Genomic DNA, 13,623 nt, shown 5'->3' with positions numbered 1-13,623 from the left:
GTGATAAAGCGTATGGCATATGGATTTAGGGACTCAGAATACTTTTTTCTGAAAATCAAGGCGGCCTTCCCCGGAAAGCCGCGATGAACCATAAAAAACGGGCACCTGGGTGCCCGTTTTTATCGCTTGTACGCCACTCACCCCTTCTGCTGCCAGCCCTCGGGATACTTGTAGCCGACGAAGCGCTTGGCGGCATAAGCCTTGAATTCGGGGGAGTTGTAGGCGGCCGCCACATCCTTGGCGAACGGCTTGCCCGCATCAGCGCTCTTGACCACCACCCAGTTGATGAAGTCATAGCTGCGCTCGAGGAAGAGGCCGGAGCTGAACGGGATCCCGCTTGAGGCGGCAAAGTTGCCGTTGATGACGGAGAAGTCCACATCCTCACGGGAGCGCGGCAGCTGCGCCGCTTCCAGCAGCACCAGCTTGAGGTTGTGGGGGTTCTTCACCACGTCGAACTCGCTCGCCTTGAGGGGATTGATCCCCTCCTTGAGGCTCAGCCAGCCTAGATCCTGCAACATCAGCAGTGCCCGCGCCTGGTTGGTGGGATCGTTCGGGATGGCGACCGTGCTTCCCTCTTTCACCGCCTTCAGATCCCCCAGCTTGCCGGCGTAGAGCCCCATGGGACCGGTCGGTACCTGGGTGATGGGCGCCAGAGAGAGACCCCGGTCTTTGGCGAAGCTCTCCAGATAGGGCTTGTGCTGGAAGCAGTTGACGTCAAGCGACCCGTCCGCCAGGGCGATATTGGGGGTCACGTAATCGGTGAACTCCACCAGTTTGACCTTGTAGCCCTTGGCTTCGAGCTGCGGCTTGATGGCGTCGGTGACCATGTCGGCAAAGTCGCCAACCGTGGTGCCGATGACGATCTCTTTCTTCGCCTCATCGATGGCAAAGGCGGACAGCGGCAGGCTGCTGGCGAGCAGCGCCAGGGCGGAAAGGGTGAAGAAGGAACGACGTTGCATAAAAACTCCCTGTCAACATGATCATCAAAACGGTGAGCGGTCGGGGGCGCGAACATGCAGTCAACGCACAACCATCTAGCCATCCAAACGGCTAACTGAGCACACCATAACAGAGCTCGTAGCCTTCGCCAAGCAACAAAACCGGGCAAGCTTGGCCAGCACGAAGCAAAGCGCATCCCGCAACTGGATGAAAAATCTTTGACGGAGCACGCAGTTATGCGCCTTGCCCTCTCCCTGCCTGGCGTCAAACTGGCTTATTGTGGTCATTCGATACCCATTTCAACGGTTCCCATGAGGGCCTGATGGGCTGTTCTACACCCAGGCAACACAAGGAGTCACCGTGTTCGATCATGTTGAAATCAAGGTGGTGCGTTTTGACTCCTGTCAGCACTTCTACGCCACCGTGCTGGCTCCTCTTTTGATAGAACTCAAATGGTCTGATGAGGCGGCAGCCGGTTTTGGCCTGATGGGCCGCGATCACGTGGGCTTCCTGATTGAGCGGGGGCAGCAGGGCGCCTCCTGCCATCTCGCATTCAGGGCCGACGACGCGACCCAGGTGGATGCGTTCCATCACGCGGGGATCAAGGCAGGCTTTGCCTGCAATGGGTTGCCGGGACTACGTCCCCACTATGCCCCCAATTACTACGCCGCCTTCCTGGGCGATCCCGATGGCAGCAACATCGAGGCGATGACCTACATTGAGTCCTCACACGCCGCAAACACATCGCAGCACTGTGCCACCCAGCAAAAGGCCCTGCATTCGGTGAATCCAGGGCCTGAGAAGTACACGTAATGAGTCGGGTTAGATTATTTGACCGCCTTGCTGGCGTTCTCCAAGGCCTGCTTCTCGGCGGCGTTCATGATGGACGCCTGGCGGTTTTGCTCGGCCTGGTAGCAGGCGTCCTTGCTGATCCCTTGCGCCTGGCATTCCGCCATGCGTTGTGCCGGGCTGGCGCAACCGGCCAAAAGGCCAGCCAGGGAGACGAACAGGATTATCTTCTTCATGGTACTTCTCATCGTTAATGGAAAATCGTCCAACTACGCAGTAGCGGGTTGATGCGTCGCCCCTTGTCATGCACACCACAACTGAGAAAACGGGCTCCATGACGCGCATCCTAGTGTCCCCCACGCCGTCGGTCAGCTCACAATTTGTATCAAGATGTACGCGAGAATGGCTCCCAGGATGGCGCTGTATCTCATCCGCAACGGAGAAAGGAGACAAAAAATGCACAAACACCATCACCCAGGCCTGCTGGTGGTCGATATCCAGGGCAAGCTGGCCCGCCTGGTCGAAGAGAGCGACGCCCTGATTGCCAATACCGCCAGGCTGGTGCAAGGGGCCAGGGTGCTGGGGCTGCCGGTTGTCTGGCTGGAGCAGAACCCGGACAAGCTCGGTGCCACCGTGCCCGAATTGCAATCGCTGCAGGCAGGCGATCTTGTGCTGCCCAAATACAGCTTCGGCCCCCTGGGGGAGCCCACTGTGGCGACCGCGTTGGCCGAGAGTGGGGTAGAGCATTGGCTGGTATGTGGCATCGAGACCCATATCTGCGTCTACCAGAGCGTGCTGGGACTTCTGGCCAGCGGCGCCCGGGTCTCGCTGGTGGTGGATGCGGTGTCGTCTCGCACCCTTGCCAACCGGGATCTCGCCATCGCTCAGCTGGCGGCCCGGGGCGCCGCCCTCACCTCGGTGGAGATGTGCCTCTATGAGCTGATGGGGGACTGCCGCCATCCGGCATTTCGCCAGATCCTCTCCCTGGTGAAATGACCGCCATGATAGACAATATGGCGCCCTTTCTGTTCGCCCTCATCGCCTTCGGGGCGGCACTCATGGTGACGGTGACGGGGATGGCCGCCACCCGTCACTATCTGGCCTGGCTCTGGCTGGGGATCATGCTCTTCTTCGGGCTGTGGTGGACGCTGCTAGGGATGCCGCCGCTCCTCGCCGAACCGGCCCCTCTCTGACCATGCCGCCCGGACGGCTCAGCTCCCCAGACGCTCCTGCAGATAGTCGTATCCTTCCCCCTCCCTTGGCACGAAGCTCAGCCTGTGGGTCAGACCGGGGGGCGCATCATCGGCATGATGGGAAACGAACAACAGCTGGGTTCCCTCGCCCACGAGGCGCGCTACCATCTCCCGCACCAGGTGACGGTTGAGGGGATCCAGTCCCTGCAGGGGTTCGTCCAGGATGAGCAGCGGCGGATGCTTGACCAGGGCACGGGCGATCAGCACCAGTCGCTGCTGACCGAAAGAGAGAGAGTGGAAAGGCTGCGCCCCCTGATCGGCCAGCCCCAGCAGGGCCAGCCACTGGTTGGCCAGCGCCAGCTGACGATCCCCCGGCCGGGTATAAAGCCCGATGGAGTCGTAGAAACCGGAGAGGATCACTGTCTGCACCGGGCAGCTGACACGATAGTCCAGATGCAGCGCCGGGCTCACGAGCCCGATGTGGCGCTTGATCTCCCAGATGCTCTCGCCGCTGCCCCGCCGCCGTCCGAACAGATGGAGCTCATTGCTGTAACCTTGCGGGTGATCTCCGGTGATGAGGGAGAGCAGGGTCGACTTGCCAGCGCCATTCGGTCCCACCAGTTGCCAGTGCTCCCCCTCGTCAATGGTCCAGTCGAGCCCATCGATGATCACCTGATCCCCGTAAGCGATACGCATGGCTTTCATGACGACCCGAGGGCCGGGAGGCAGGGGCTCGGGGGTCGTCAGCGGTGGCGGCAAACGGGGGGATACCGTTTCGGCGCGTGCCAGCTGGGCAACCTCCTGGCTGCCGAGCACCTCCTCGCGCTCCCCCGCCAGCAGCAGACGACACTCGCCGAGCAGGCCGAGGTGAGTGGCAAAGGGGGGGATCTCGTCAAAACGGTTGACGATCACCACCAGGCGCAGCCCCTCTGACACCAGGTCGGCCAGCAACATCATCAAAGAAGCCCTGGCCCCCTGATCCAGACCATCGAAGGGTTCGTCCAACACCAGCAGTTCGGGTCGCCCCAGCAGGGCCCGGGCCAGCAGCAGCTTGCGCCCCTCCCCGCTCGAGAGGTAGCGATAGGGGCGCTCCCACAGGGATTCAATGCCAAAACGGGCCAGCAGCGCGCGGGCCTCATGCTCCTCACCCCCTGCCTCCAGCATCAGGGTCGATACCCGATACCCCGCCTCCTCCTCTTCCCCCAGCATGTCGGTATTGCGCCGCTGCCAGTCCAGCTCCCCCAGCTGTTGCTGCGACTCGAACGAGAGTCGCTCGGCCCGGACTCGACCCGATACCGCTCCGGCACGCACGACCAGCTCGCCGCACAGGGCCGACGCCAGCGCCGTCTTGCCGCTGCCGTTGCTGCCGACGAAGGCCCAGCAGGCCTGCGGGGTGAGACAGAGTTCGGGAATAACCAGGGTGTGGTGGCCACGCAGGGCCAGGGTGGCGGATTGCCACTGCAATGAGGTCATGGGATCGTCCTGTGATGGGTGCGGAGCGCCTTGCGCATTCCCCTTGTAACAGAAAAAGGGGGGCGCAGACAAAAACGGCGCCATTGCGGCGCCGTGTCATCAAAAAGCGGGGACGGGTTTAGCCGGCCTTGTGCTGCTCGGCCAGATAGAGCCAGGTGTCGACCACGGTATCGGGGTTGAGCGACACGGAATCGATCCCCTGCTCGACCAGCCAGGCGGCGAAGTCCGGGTGATCGGACGGCCCCTGGCCGCAGATCCCCACGTACTTGCCCGCCTTGCGGGCGGCGGCGATGGCCATGGCCAGCAGTGCCTTGACCGCCTCGTTTCGCTCGTCGAACAGGTGGGCGATGAGCCCGGAGTCCCGATCCAGCCCAAGGGTTAACTGGGTCATGTCATTGGAGCCGATGGAGAAGCCGTCGAAGTGCTCGAGGAATTTGTCCGCCAGCAGCGCATTGGAAGGCAGCTCGCACATCATGATGACTTTCAGGCCGCGCTCGCCACGGCGCAAGCCGTTCTCAGCCAGTATCTCCACCACCTGCTCCGCCTCACCCAGGGTACGCACGAAGGGAATCATCACCTCGACGTTGGTCAGCCCCATGACATCCCGCACCCGTTTCATCGCCTCGCACTCGAGGGCGAAGCAGGGGCGGAAGCTGTCGGCGATGTAGCGCGACGCGCCACGGAAACCGATCATGGGGTTCTCTTCATGGGGTTCGTAACCACGGCCCCCCACCAGGTTGGCGTACTCATTGGACTTGAAGTCCGACATCCGCACGATGACCCGCTCAGGCCAGAAGGCGGCCGCCAGGGTAGCGATCCCTTCCGTCAGCTTGGCTACGTAGAACTCCCTGGGGCTCTCGTAGCCCGCGATCATCCTGGTGATGGTGGCCTGGAGTTCCGGGGTCTGCTGATCGAACTCCAGCAGCGCCTTGGGGTGCACCCCGATCATGCGGTTGATGATGAACTCGAGGCGGGCCAGGCCCACGCCGGCATTCGGCAACTGGGCAAAATCGAAGGCGCGGTCCGGATTGCCGACGTTCATCATGATCTTGATGGGCAGGCGCGGCATGTTGCCCACCTCGGTCACCGCCACGTCAAAGTCGAGCTCGCCGTCATAAATGAAGCCGGTATCCCCTTCCGCACAGGAGACGGTGATGAGCTGACCATCCTGGATGTGGTCGGTGGCGTTGCCGCAACCCACCACTGCCGGAATGCCGAGCTCCCGGGCGATGATGGCGGCGTGACAGGTGCGTCCACCCCGGTTGGTGACGATGGCGGAAGCGCGCTTCATGATGGGCTCCCAGTCCGGGTCGGTCATGTCGGTGACCAGCACATCGCCGGGCTGCACTTCATCCATCTGGCTGATGGAGGAGATGACACGGGCCGGACCCGCGCCAATCTTGTGGCCGATGGCACGCCCCTCGATCAGCACCTTGCCGGTTTGCTTGAGGGCAAAGCGCTCGAGGGTATTGGCTTCCTGGCGGCTACGCACGGTTTCCGGACGGGCCTGAACGATGTAGAGCTTGCCATCCTGACCATCCTTGGCCCACTCGATGTCCATCGGGCGGCCGTAGTGCTGCTCGATGATGAGAGCCTGCTTTGCCAGGGCCATCACTTCCTCGTCCGTGATGCAGAAGCGGTTGCGCTCGGCATCGGTGGTGTCGACCACCTTCACCTGACGGCCATGACCGGCATCCCCGGAGTAGGTCATCTTGATGAGCTTGGAGCCCAGCGTCTTGCGCACCACGGCAGGGCGCCCGGCCTTGAGGGTCGGCTTGTGCACATAGAACTCGTCCGGGTTGACGGCCCCCTGCACCACCATCTCGCCCAAACCCTGGGCGCCGGTGATGAAGACCACGTCGTTGAAGCCGGATTCGGTATCCAGGGTGAACATGACGCCTGAGGCAGCGAGATCCGAGCGCACCATGCGCTGCACCCCGGCGGAGAGAGCGACCCCCTTGTGGTCATAGCCCTGATGGACCCGGTAGGAGATGGCGCGATCGTTGAACAGAGAGGCAAACACATGCTTGATGGCAGTCATGACGGCATCGATACCGCGCACGTTGAGGAAGGTCTCCTGCTGACCGGCAAACGACGCATCCGGCATGTCTTCCGCAGTGGCGGAGGAGCGCACGGCAAAGGATGCCTCGAGCCCCGCGCTCAGCTTGTCATAGGCCTCGCGCACCGCCTGCTCCAGAGCGGGCTGGAAGGGCGCTTCCACCACCCAGTCGCGGATCTGCTGACCGGCCCGGTTGAGGGCGGCGATGTCATCCACATCCAGACTGTCGAGCAGGTCATGGATCTTGCCGTTGAGGCCGCTTAACTCCAGAAACTCGTTAAACGCAAAGGCCGTGGTCGCAAACCCGCCCGGCACGGACACGCCGACCCCCGAGAGGTTGCTGATCATCTCGCCAAGGGATGCATTCTTGCCGCCGACGCGTTCAACGTCCTGCATACCGAGCTGTTCGTACCAGAGTACGTACTGTTGCATTTGCATGTCTCCAGGTTGGGGGGCCAGGGTGACAATTCACCTGCTGTGCCAAGTCGTGTGTTTTTGTTAGTGTCTGTTGCCAACGACCATGAAAACGTTTTCTATTTATTGTCAAAAAAATCCCCGAGCAAGAGTTGGGGATGGTCGTTTGACACAGGCATTCTACAATAGCGACACAAAAAGGTAACGACTCAGGTTTGCAAGCGAGTTCACAACTTGGGCATGGCAGATCTGTTGACAAAAACGATATGGTTTCGAGAGATACTTATTTCTCGCCGCCCCCTGGAGCGCACCACAGGAGTCCGCAGTGCACACCGTATTCTATGTATCCGACGGCACCGCCATCACCGCCGAAGTCTTCGGCCACGCCGTGTTGAGCCAGTTTCCCCTGGCCTTCGAACAGGTCACCATCCCCTTTGTCGAGACCCAGGAGAAAGCGCGCCAGGTACGGGCACGCATTGATGAGCAGTTTCGCCAGACCGGGGTGCGCCCCATCCTGTTTCACACCATCGTCGACCCCATGGTGCGTGAAGAGGTGCTCAAGGCCCAGGCCAGCAGCCACGATTTTCTCAACACCTTCGTGAGCCCTCTCGAACAGGAGCTCGGTATCAAGGCCGAACCCAGGTTGCACCGCACCCATGGCATGGAAAACCGCAAGCTGTACGACGATCGCATCGAAGCGGTCAACTTTGCGCTGGCCAACGACGATGGCATCACCACCAGGGAGTATGACGAGGCAGACATCATCCTCATCGGGGTCTCCCGTTGCGGCAAGACACCGACCAGCCTCTATCTGGCACTGCAATTTGGCATTCGCGCCGCCAACTATCCCTTTATCGAGCAGGACATGGGATCGCTGGAGCTGCCCGCCGCCCTCAAGGCCAATCGCCACAAATTGTTCGGCCTCACCATCATGCCGCAGCGGCTGCACGAGATCCGCAACCAGCGCCGCGCCAACAGCCGCTACTCCTCGCTTGATCAATGCAAACAGGAGCTGGCCAGCGTCGAGAGGCTGTTCCGCCAGGAGGCGATCCGCTTCCTCGATACCAGCTCCCACTCGGTCGAGGAAATCAGCGCCAAGATCCTGGAAGCGACCGGCCTTCGCCGCCAGCTCTGCTAACCTGCAAGGCTGCGACAGCACAACGCACCATGAGACAGAGGAGTGGCAAGATAACGAAACAGAAGAACAGGATGAAAAAATAATGCCAGCATCATCGCTGGCATCCCATCACTCGCGGGGCAAGCAGGCTCAGGGCTTGTTGAGTTCCTTGTTGTTCATCAACATGCCGTGAAAATTAATGAGTCCCCTGCCCTTGCGGACTCGCTCGCTCAGCCAGCAAGCTGGCACCAGCCCCATCCCGGCAGCAAGGATTAGCACCATGGCGATGTGGTTCACCAGGTAATCCGCTCCCAACCAGCCCCAGACAACAAGGCTGCTCATCGCCATCGTCAGCAACATGGGGGATAGCCAGATCCCGAGCCAGAGCACGACCATCACCAGGCCACCCACAATACGCTCCATCATATGAGTCCCTTTTTATCAAAGGGCAACAAGGCCATGAAAACCGGACTGAGTCAATAGATGGAAATCCATCAGAACACAAAACCAGCAACCACTCTCAAACCCCCTTTCCAGATCATGAAAAACCTGCATGTCGCACAAAATAGCAGCCGATGATGAGGAAAACAGGTGCATGAATGGTCGATTATCACTATTCTGCTCGGGTTGGTAGCCGCTACAAAAAACAGCCAGCGGCAAACCGTAACGATATAAATACGGATTTCGTCACGTTTTCGGCACAAGATGCCGCGCCAGGCAGAGGAAGTGCTGTGGCTGACGGGACGCGAGCCGAGTGATTTCAGCGACGTAAGGAAGGAAGCATGGATCTTCAACAACACGGCGACGAGCTCAAGCGCGGTCTGAAAAACCGTCATATCCAGCTTATCGCACTGGGCGGTGCCATCGGTACAGGCCTGTTCCTCGGCATTGCCGACACCATCAAGATGGCGGGCCCTGCGGTGCTGCTGGGCTATGCCATCGGCGGCTTCATCGCCTTCCTCATCATGCGCCAGCTGGGCGAGATGGTGGTGGAAGAGCCGGTTGCCGGCTCATTCAGCCATTTTGCCTACAAGTACTGGGGTGACTTCGCCGGCTTCGCCTCCGGCTGGAACTACTGGGTGCTCTATGTGCTGGTGAGCATGGCCGAGCTGACGGCAGTCGGTATCTATGTCCAGTACTGGTGGCCCGAGATCCCGACCTGGATGTCGGCGGCTTTCTTCTTCGTGCTGATCAACGCCATCAACCTCTCCAACGTCAAGGCGTTCGGCGAGATGGAGTTCTGGTTCGCCATCATCAAGGTGGTCGCCATTCTCGGCATGATCGGATTCGGCGGCTGGATGCTGTTCTCCGGCAGCGGCGGCCCCGAGGCCACGGTCAGCAACCTCTGGGCCCAGGGTGGCTTCTTCCCCAACGGCGTCGGCGGGCTGGTGATGGCAATGGCCTTCATCATGTTCTCCTTCGGCGGTCTGGAGCTGGTCGGCATCACGGCAGCGGAAGCGGACAATCCCGAGAAGAGCATCCCAAAGGCCACCAATCAGGTGATCTACCGCATCCTCATCTTCTACATCGGTGCCCTCACCGTACTGCTCTCCCTCTATCCCTGGGGCAAGGTAGTGGAAGGCGGCAGCCCGTTCGTGATGATCTTCCATGCGCTCGACAGCAACCTGGTAGCCAACGTACTTAACCTGGTGGTGCTGACCGCCGCGCTGTCGGTGTACAACAGCTGCGTCTACTGCAACAGCCGCATGCTGTTTGGCCTGGCCAAGCAGGGCAACGGTCCCAAGGCGCTGCTCAAGACCAACAAGAGCGGTGTTCCCCTGACCGCCATCACCATCTCGGCGGCGGCCACCTTGCTGTGCGTGCTGATCAACTACCTGATCCCGGGCAAGGCTTTCGGCCTCTTGATGTCTCTGGTGGTCTCCGCCCTGGTCATCAACTGGGCCATGATCAGCCTCGCCCACCTCAAGTTCCGCAAGGTCAAGGCGGCCGAGGGGGTTGAACCCAAGTTCAAGGCGTTGTGGAGCCCGTTTGGCAACTACCTCTGCCTCGCCTTCATGGCCGCCATCCTGGTGATCATGTACATGAACGACGGCACCCGCATCTCGGTCGAGCTGATCCCGGCCTGGGTCCTGGTACTCGGTATCGGCTATCTGCTCAAACAGAAGAGCCAACGCAAGCTGGCGACCAACCTGGGCTAGGCATCATCCCTCTCCAGCAAAAATGCCGGTCACTGACCGGCATTTTTTATTCCATTCCCGTTTCACCTGACCCAATTCGCGGCTCACTTGTCCTGCCAGCCCCTGCAATGACAAACCCGAGGGGTTGCCTCGGGTTTGAGTGATGGACAAAGGGGCTGTGTTATTCCAGCAGGAAGACGGCTTCTACATTGTCAGTGATGCTGATCTGCTGCTGTTGATAGCTGTTTTCCATCATGTCGGCGGCAGGGGCTGCCGCGGCCTTCATGGCACGGGTATAGACCGGCATGGGGGAACTGTTGCGGTATTCGACGCTATACACCTTGCCAAGCTTCATGCCGAAAGCCTTGGCCAGGGATTCCGCCTTGCTCGTGGCATCAGCGACAGCACCAAGCCGGGCCTGCTCCTTGATGACCTGTGGTGACTTCAGGCCGTACTCTATCTGGGTCACGGACTCCAGACCCGCCTTGAGGGCGGTATCCATCAACTGGCTGAGTTTGTCGAGTTGATAGAGTTTGACGGCCAGTTGGCGCTGGGCACGGTAACCCACCATTTCAGGCTGCTTGTTCTGGGGGTACTGGTACTCGGGGGAGATCACCAGATTGCCCGCCTCCACGTCGCTGCGCTTGATGCCCAGGCTCTCCAGCTGGCCAAAGAAGGCTGCTACCTTGGTATCTACCTGCTGTTTGGCCTTGATGCCCTGCTTCTCCAGTGCCGTGACGGCGACATTGAGCGTCAGCATGTCTGGTTCAGCCTTCTGCTCCGCATAGCCACTGACGACCAGATGGGGGGCCTGAGGAACCTCGATGGCAAGCAACGGAGCACTGACAACCAGCGCGGACAGGGTAAGAAGGGGACGCCACATAAAAAAACCTCCATCATTTAGATGGAGGTCATTATGCATGTCGTCGATTGGGATTCATATATCGTGTGTCGGCGGGATCTGGTCCAGCACCTGATTGGTCATGTCGATATTGATGCTGATCTCCCCTCCTCCTGAATTGCCATGGCTTGTCATCACGGGAGCAGGCGCCGGGCTGCCAAACAGCGATTCATCCTCAAAGTGGAACGAATCCCACGACAGAACATGACCTTGTGATGGCAGATTCGGCTCGGACGTCGTCACAACGGCCAGCGCCCCCCAGTCAAGCTCCTCACCGTGGCTGAGCAGCCCCTGCAAGGAGGTATCGCTCAGACTTTGCAACGAATACTCCTGCTGCCCCCACTCATGGCCGACCAGCACCATCATGTGGGGCAGGGGCGCATCCTCTGCTGGCGTGAAGCTGATACGAGAAGCGGCAAAGTCCACATTCAGCAACCCCGCCACCTCACCATCTTCGCTCTCCAGCTCCAGACCGTTGAGCGTGTCACCCGTCATCGTGGCCTGATAGCCAAAGCGGCCGGTGCAGACGATATTGTCCTGCCCGTTCCAGCTATAGCGAATGCCGTCGATGTCGACCCAGTTGAATGACTGCATGGTGACCCTCTCCTGATACTGCAGCTATCTTATCTGCCCACTCCATCAAATAACAGGGGCCGGGCACACCCGGCCCCCATACCCTGCTTACGGATCGACCTTGAGGTTGCCCTGATCCAGCAGATCCTGAATGATCTGCAGATTGGATTTGCCAGCCGTCAGATCCACGTTGTCAAAGAGGATGATATGAGTCGTGGTGCCACTTCCCGCTCCATCCAGATCAATGGTCAGTGTCGACTTGCCACTGCCCGGACCAGGAGCAAAGGTAAGATAGTGATCCAGTGTGCTCGCATCGGCATGCTCACCACTGAGCAGTTCACTCAGGTCCAGAACATCTCCATTGGCCCCCGTGGTGAAGTCTTTGATGGTATCCGTGCCTCCTGCATCACCTGCCATCCATTTGAAGGTATCCTTGCCAGCCCCACCAGTCAGGGTATCACTGCCGGTACCCCCAATCAGCAGGTCGTCGCCACCACCACCACTCAAGATGTCGTTACCTGCCAGTCCGCTCAAGACGTTGGCATTACCATCGCCGGTCAGGCTGTCGTTGAACATGGACCCTACCAGATTTTCCATGTTGCTCAGGCTGTCTGTCCCTGCCCCTCCGGTATTCTGACTGGCACCATTGACTGTGACCGTGACCCCAGCAGCGCTGTCGAAGTAACTGGCCGTATCATTGCCGTTGCCGCCGTTCAGGGTATCGTTGCCAGCGCCACCGATCAGGAGATCATTGCCCTCACCACCATTCAAGGTGTCGTTACCGAGTCCTCCAAGCAGGATGTCGTTCCCGGCATTGCCGTTGAGCGTATCGTTTCCAGATCCCCCAATAAGGATCTCGTCGAGATAGCTCCCGGTAAGTGTCAAACCGCTCTGCACATCCACATACACCTTGGCCGTATCTGTGGTCGTGCTATTGGTGTAGTTGAACGAACCCTCGTAAGAGTTGGGAGTCGCATTGCCGGAGGTATCATCAAATGTTACCGAGCCTGCATTGTCTGTGACGGTCCCTCCAACGGCTCCCGAGACGCCCGTGATCATCTGGGTCGCAGCCAGAGGCCCGGTGTCATTGGCAAGCAGAGCCCAATCCGGAATGGTCGCAGGGTCCTGGTTGGTGATGATAAAGTCATCACGAACCACGGTAGGACCGACCGCCGGGTTGATAACGATGGACAAGGTGCTGGACGCAGTATCCCCATCATTGTCTATCACACTGTAACCCACGACCTGGTTTATCCCCCCGACCGGAATGGATGTCGGCGGAGTATAGGTGTAGGCGCCGTTGTCCATATCCACCTTGAGGATGCCGCCTGCAAGTATAATGGTCCATTCATTGGTCGCTGTATTGAAGGTCCCGGCTGATGTCCCTACCGAGACGCCAGCGGAGTCCGTCTTCTGGTTGTAGGTATAAGTCACCCCACCCACGGTAATGGCATTGAGCCAGCCACCGTCGGCCCCAGCACTCGCCGCTACACCGTTTATAAGTTGTCCTGCCAAGGGCGGGGCTACCACGGTGCTCAAAAGGGTCGCGGTCAGTTGGCTGAAGTCAGTCACCACCACTGCGGTGGTATTTGCCGGGCTGGCACCACTGACCCCGTTGTAGGCAATGGGATCCAGTGCAGACTGGGTCGCTCCCGATCCCATCCCGAGCGCGTACGAATTGATGTTGTTCGCCGTCAGGAAATCGGCCCAGTCCTTGGTTTCACCGCTCAGTGTCGTGCCGTCACCATCGATCCCGTTTCCACCGCCAAGCGAGTTGTTGCCATCAGGAACTGTGGCGGGGGGACCGCTCAACGAGTTGGCATTTGGCAGACCATCCGACATGAAGTAAGAGACATTTTGCGCATTAGCGAGTTTACCTGTATCGCCAAAGGCTTTGATTGCCTCGTTCAGTGCATCATCGTAGTTGGTCGAGTGCATATTCCGGCCGATCATGAACACCAATTCCGATTCAACGTGAACACCATTTCCGGACCAATGTGAACGCTCATTCCGGTTCAACCTGAACA

13 protein-coding genes are annotated in these 13,623 nt (G+C 59.7%); 5 read left to right on the top strand and 8 right to left on the bottom strand.

The genetic code is table 11. The features are described from left to right. Window positions 1-137: 137 nt before the first annotated feature. Window positions 138-959, bottom strand: coding sequence for a MetQ/NlpA family ABC transporter substrate-binding protein (locus AB5Y64_RS01640; RefSeq protein WP_010675145.1), 822 nt, complete (start codon window positions 957-959; stop codon window positions 138-140). 340 nt (window positions 960-1,299) lie between these two features. Here AB5Y64_RS01640 and AB5Y64_RS01635 point away from each other — a divergent pair, with 340 nt between their 5' ends. After that, the gene (locus tag AB5Y64_RS01635) at window positions 1,300-1,752 is read left to right on the top strand and encodes a VOC family protein (protein WP_069651436.1); all 453 of its coding nucleotides are present in this window, start codon (window positions 1,300-1,302) and stop codon (window positions 1,750-1,752) included. A 14-nt stretch (window positions 1,753-1,766) separates the two neighbouring features. On the opposite strand, the gene AB5Y64_RS01630 is transcribed toward AB5Y64_RS01635, so the two are convergent. After that, a complete protein-coding gene (locus AB5Y64_RS01630) occupies window positions 1,767-1,964 on the bottom strand; it encodes a hypothetical protein (RefSeq protein ID WP_010675148.1) in 198 nt (65 codons plus the stop codon). Window positions 1,965-2,184: 220 nt separating this feature from the next. Between AB5Y64_RS01630 and AB5Y64_RS01625 the strand changes: the two genes are divergently transcribed. Both AB5Y64_RS01625 and AB5Y64_RS01620 read left to right on the top strand, forming a co-directional pair. Continuing rightward, window positions 2,185-2,724 carry a hydrolase gene (locus AB5Y64_RS01625; RefSeq protein WP_161469629.1) on the top strand — a complete coding sequence of 180 codons (540 nt, stop codon included), beginning with the start codon at window positions 2,185-2,187 and terminating at the stop codon, window positions 2,722-2,724. Window positions 2,725-2,741: 17 nt separating this feature from the next. Continuing rightward, the gene (locus tag AB5Y64_RS01620) at window positions 2,742-2,921 is read left to right on the top strand and encodes a hypothetical protein (RefSeq protein WP_223918067.1); all 180 of its coding nucleotides are present in this window, start codon (window positions 2,742-2,744) and stop codon (window positions 2,919-2,921) included. 18 nt (window positions 2,922-2,939) lie between these two features. Here the strand turns inward: AB5Y64_RS01620 and modF are convergent, their stop codons facing one another. Continuing rightward, the gene (modF, locus tag AB5Y64_RS01615; protein ID WP_161469627.1) at window positions 2,940-4,394 is read right to left on the bottom strand and encodes a molybdate ABC transporter ATP-binding protein ModF; all 1,455 of its coding nucleotides are present in this window, start codon (window positions 4,392-4,394) and stop codon (window positions 2,940-2,942) included. 118 nt (window positions 4,395-4,512) lie between these two features. Further along, complete coding sequence (gene ppsA, locus AB5Y64_RS01610; protein WP_039041363.1) at window positions 4,513-6,885, bottom strand: phosphoenolpyruvate synthase; 2,373 nt, start codon at window positions 6,883-6,885, stop codon at window positions 4,513-4,515. 307 nt (window positions 6,886-7,192) lie between these two features. On the opposite strand from ppsA, the gene AB5Y64_RS01605 reads away from it, so the two are divergent. Further along, complete coding sequence (locus AB5Y64_RS01605; protein WP_010675153.1) at window positions 7,193-8,005, top strand: pyruvate, water dikinase regulatory protein; 813 nt, start codon at window positions 7,193-7,195, stop codon at window positions 8,003-8,005. Between the two features lie 129 nt (window positions 8,006-8,134). Here AB5Y64_RS01605 and AB5Y64_RS01600 read toward each other — a convergent pair whose 3' ends face one another. After that, complete coding sequence (locus AB5Y64_RS01600; RefSeq protein ID WP_081000923.1) at window positions 8,135-8,410, bottom strand: hypothetical protein; 276 nt, start codon at window positions 8,408-8,410, stop codon at window positions 8,135-8,137. 356 nt (window positions 8,411-8,766) lie between these two features. Here AB5Y64_RS01600 and AB5Y64_RS01595 point away from each other — a divergent pair, with 356 nt between their 5' ends. Then, window positions 8,767-10,143 carry an amino acid permease gene (locus AB5Y64_RS01595; protein WP_368203124.1) on the top strand — a complete coding sequence of 459 codons (1,377 nt, stop codon included), beginning with the start codon at window positions 8,767-8,769 and terminating at the stop codon, window positions 10,141-10,143. Window positions 10,144-10,303: 160 nt separating this feature from the next. Here the strand turns inward: AB5Y64_RS01595 and AB5Y64_RS01590 are convergent, their stop codons facing one another. From AB5Y64_RS01590 to AB5Y64_RS01580, 3 genes are all read right to left on the bottom strand, one after another. Beyond that, complete coding sequence (locus AB5Y64_RS01590; protein ID WP_010675156.1) at window positions 10,304-11,005, bottom strand: SIMPL domain-containing protein; 702 nt, start codon at window positions 11,003-11,005, stop codon at window positions 10,304-10,306. A gap of 54 nt (window positions 11,006-11,059) precedes the next feature. Continuing rightward, entirely contained in the window at window positions 11,060-11,617 is a 558-nt protein-coding gene (locus AB5Y64_RS01585) for a hypothetical protein (RefSeq protein WP_042879892.1), read from the bottom strand. 87 nt (window positions 11,618-11,704) lie between these two features. Continuing rightward, on the bottom strand, window positions 11,705-13,623 hold a 1,919-nt coding region (locus AB5Y64_RS01580; RefSeq protein ID WP_368203122.1), incomplete at its 5' end, for a type I secretion C-terminal target domain-containing protein.

The organism is Aeromonas sp. R5-1 (assembly GCF_040908265.1).
Lineage (GTDB): Bacteria > Pseudomonadota > Gammaproteobacteria > Enterobacterales > Aeromonadaceae > Aeromonas > Aeromonas caviae.
Note: the sequence above shows the minus strand (reverse complement) of the source record. Positions and strands in the feature narration are given on the sequence as shown.

What these genes read in the sequence shown, in the direction of transcription:
- modF (WP_161469627.1), bottom strand. Translation starts at nt 4,394, where the DNA reads ATGACCTCATTGCAGTGGCAATCCGCCACCCTGGCCCTGCGTGGCCAC.
- AB5Y64_RS01630 (WP_010675148.1), bottom strand. Translation starts at nt 1,964, where the DNA reads ATGAAGAAGATAATCCTGTTCGTCTCCCTGGCTGGCCTTTTGGCCGGT.
- AB5Y64_RS01640 (WP_010675145.1), bottom strand. Translation starts at nt 959, where the DNA reads ATGCAACGTCGTTCCTTCTTCACCCTTTCCGCCCTGGCGCTGCTCGCC.
- ppsA (WP_039041363.1), bottom strand. Translation starts at nt 6,885, where the DNA reads ATGCAACAGTACGTACTCTGGTACGAACAGCTCGGTATGCAGGACGTT.
- AB5Y64_RS01585 (WP_042879892.1), bottom strand. Translation starts at nt 11,617, where the DNA reads ATGCAGTCATTCAACTGGGTCGACATCGACGGCATTCGCTATAGCTGG.
- AB5Y64_RS01590 (WP_010675156.1), bottom strand. Translation starts at nt 11,005, where the DNA reads ATGTGGCGTCCCCTTCTTACCCTGTCCGCGCTGGTTGTCAGTGCTCCG.
- AB5Y64_RS01595 (WP_368203124.1), top strand. Translation starts at nt 8,767, where the DNA reads ATGGATCTTCAACAACACGGCGACGAGCTCAAGCGCGGTCTGAAAAAC.
- AB5Y64_RS01620 (WP_223918067.1), top strand. Translation starts at nt 2,742, where the DNA reads ATGGCGCCCTTTCTGTTCGCCCTCATCGCCTTCGGGGCGGCACTCATG.
- AB5Y64_RS01600 (WP_081000923.1), bottom strand. Translation starts at nt 8,410, where the DNA reads ATGATGGAGCGTATTGTGGGTGGCCTGGTGATGGTCGTGCTCTGGCTC.
- AB5Y64_RS01625 (WP_161469629.1), top strand. Translation starts at nt 2,185, where the DNA reads ATGCACAAACACCATCACCCAGGCCTGCTGGTGGTCGATATCCAGGGC.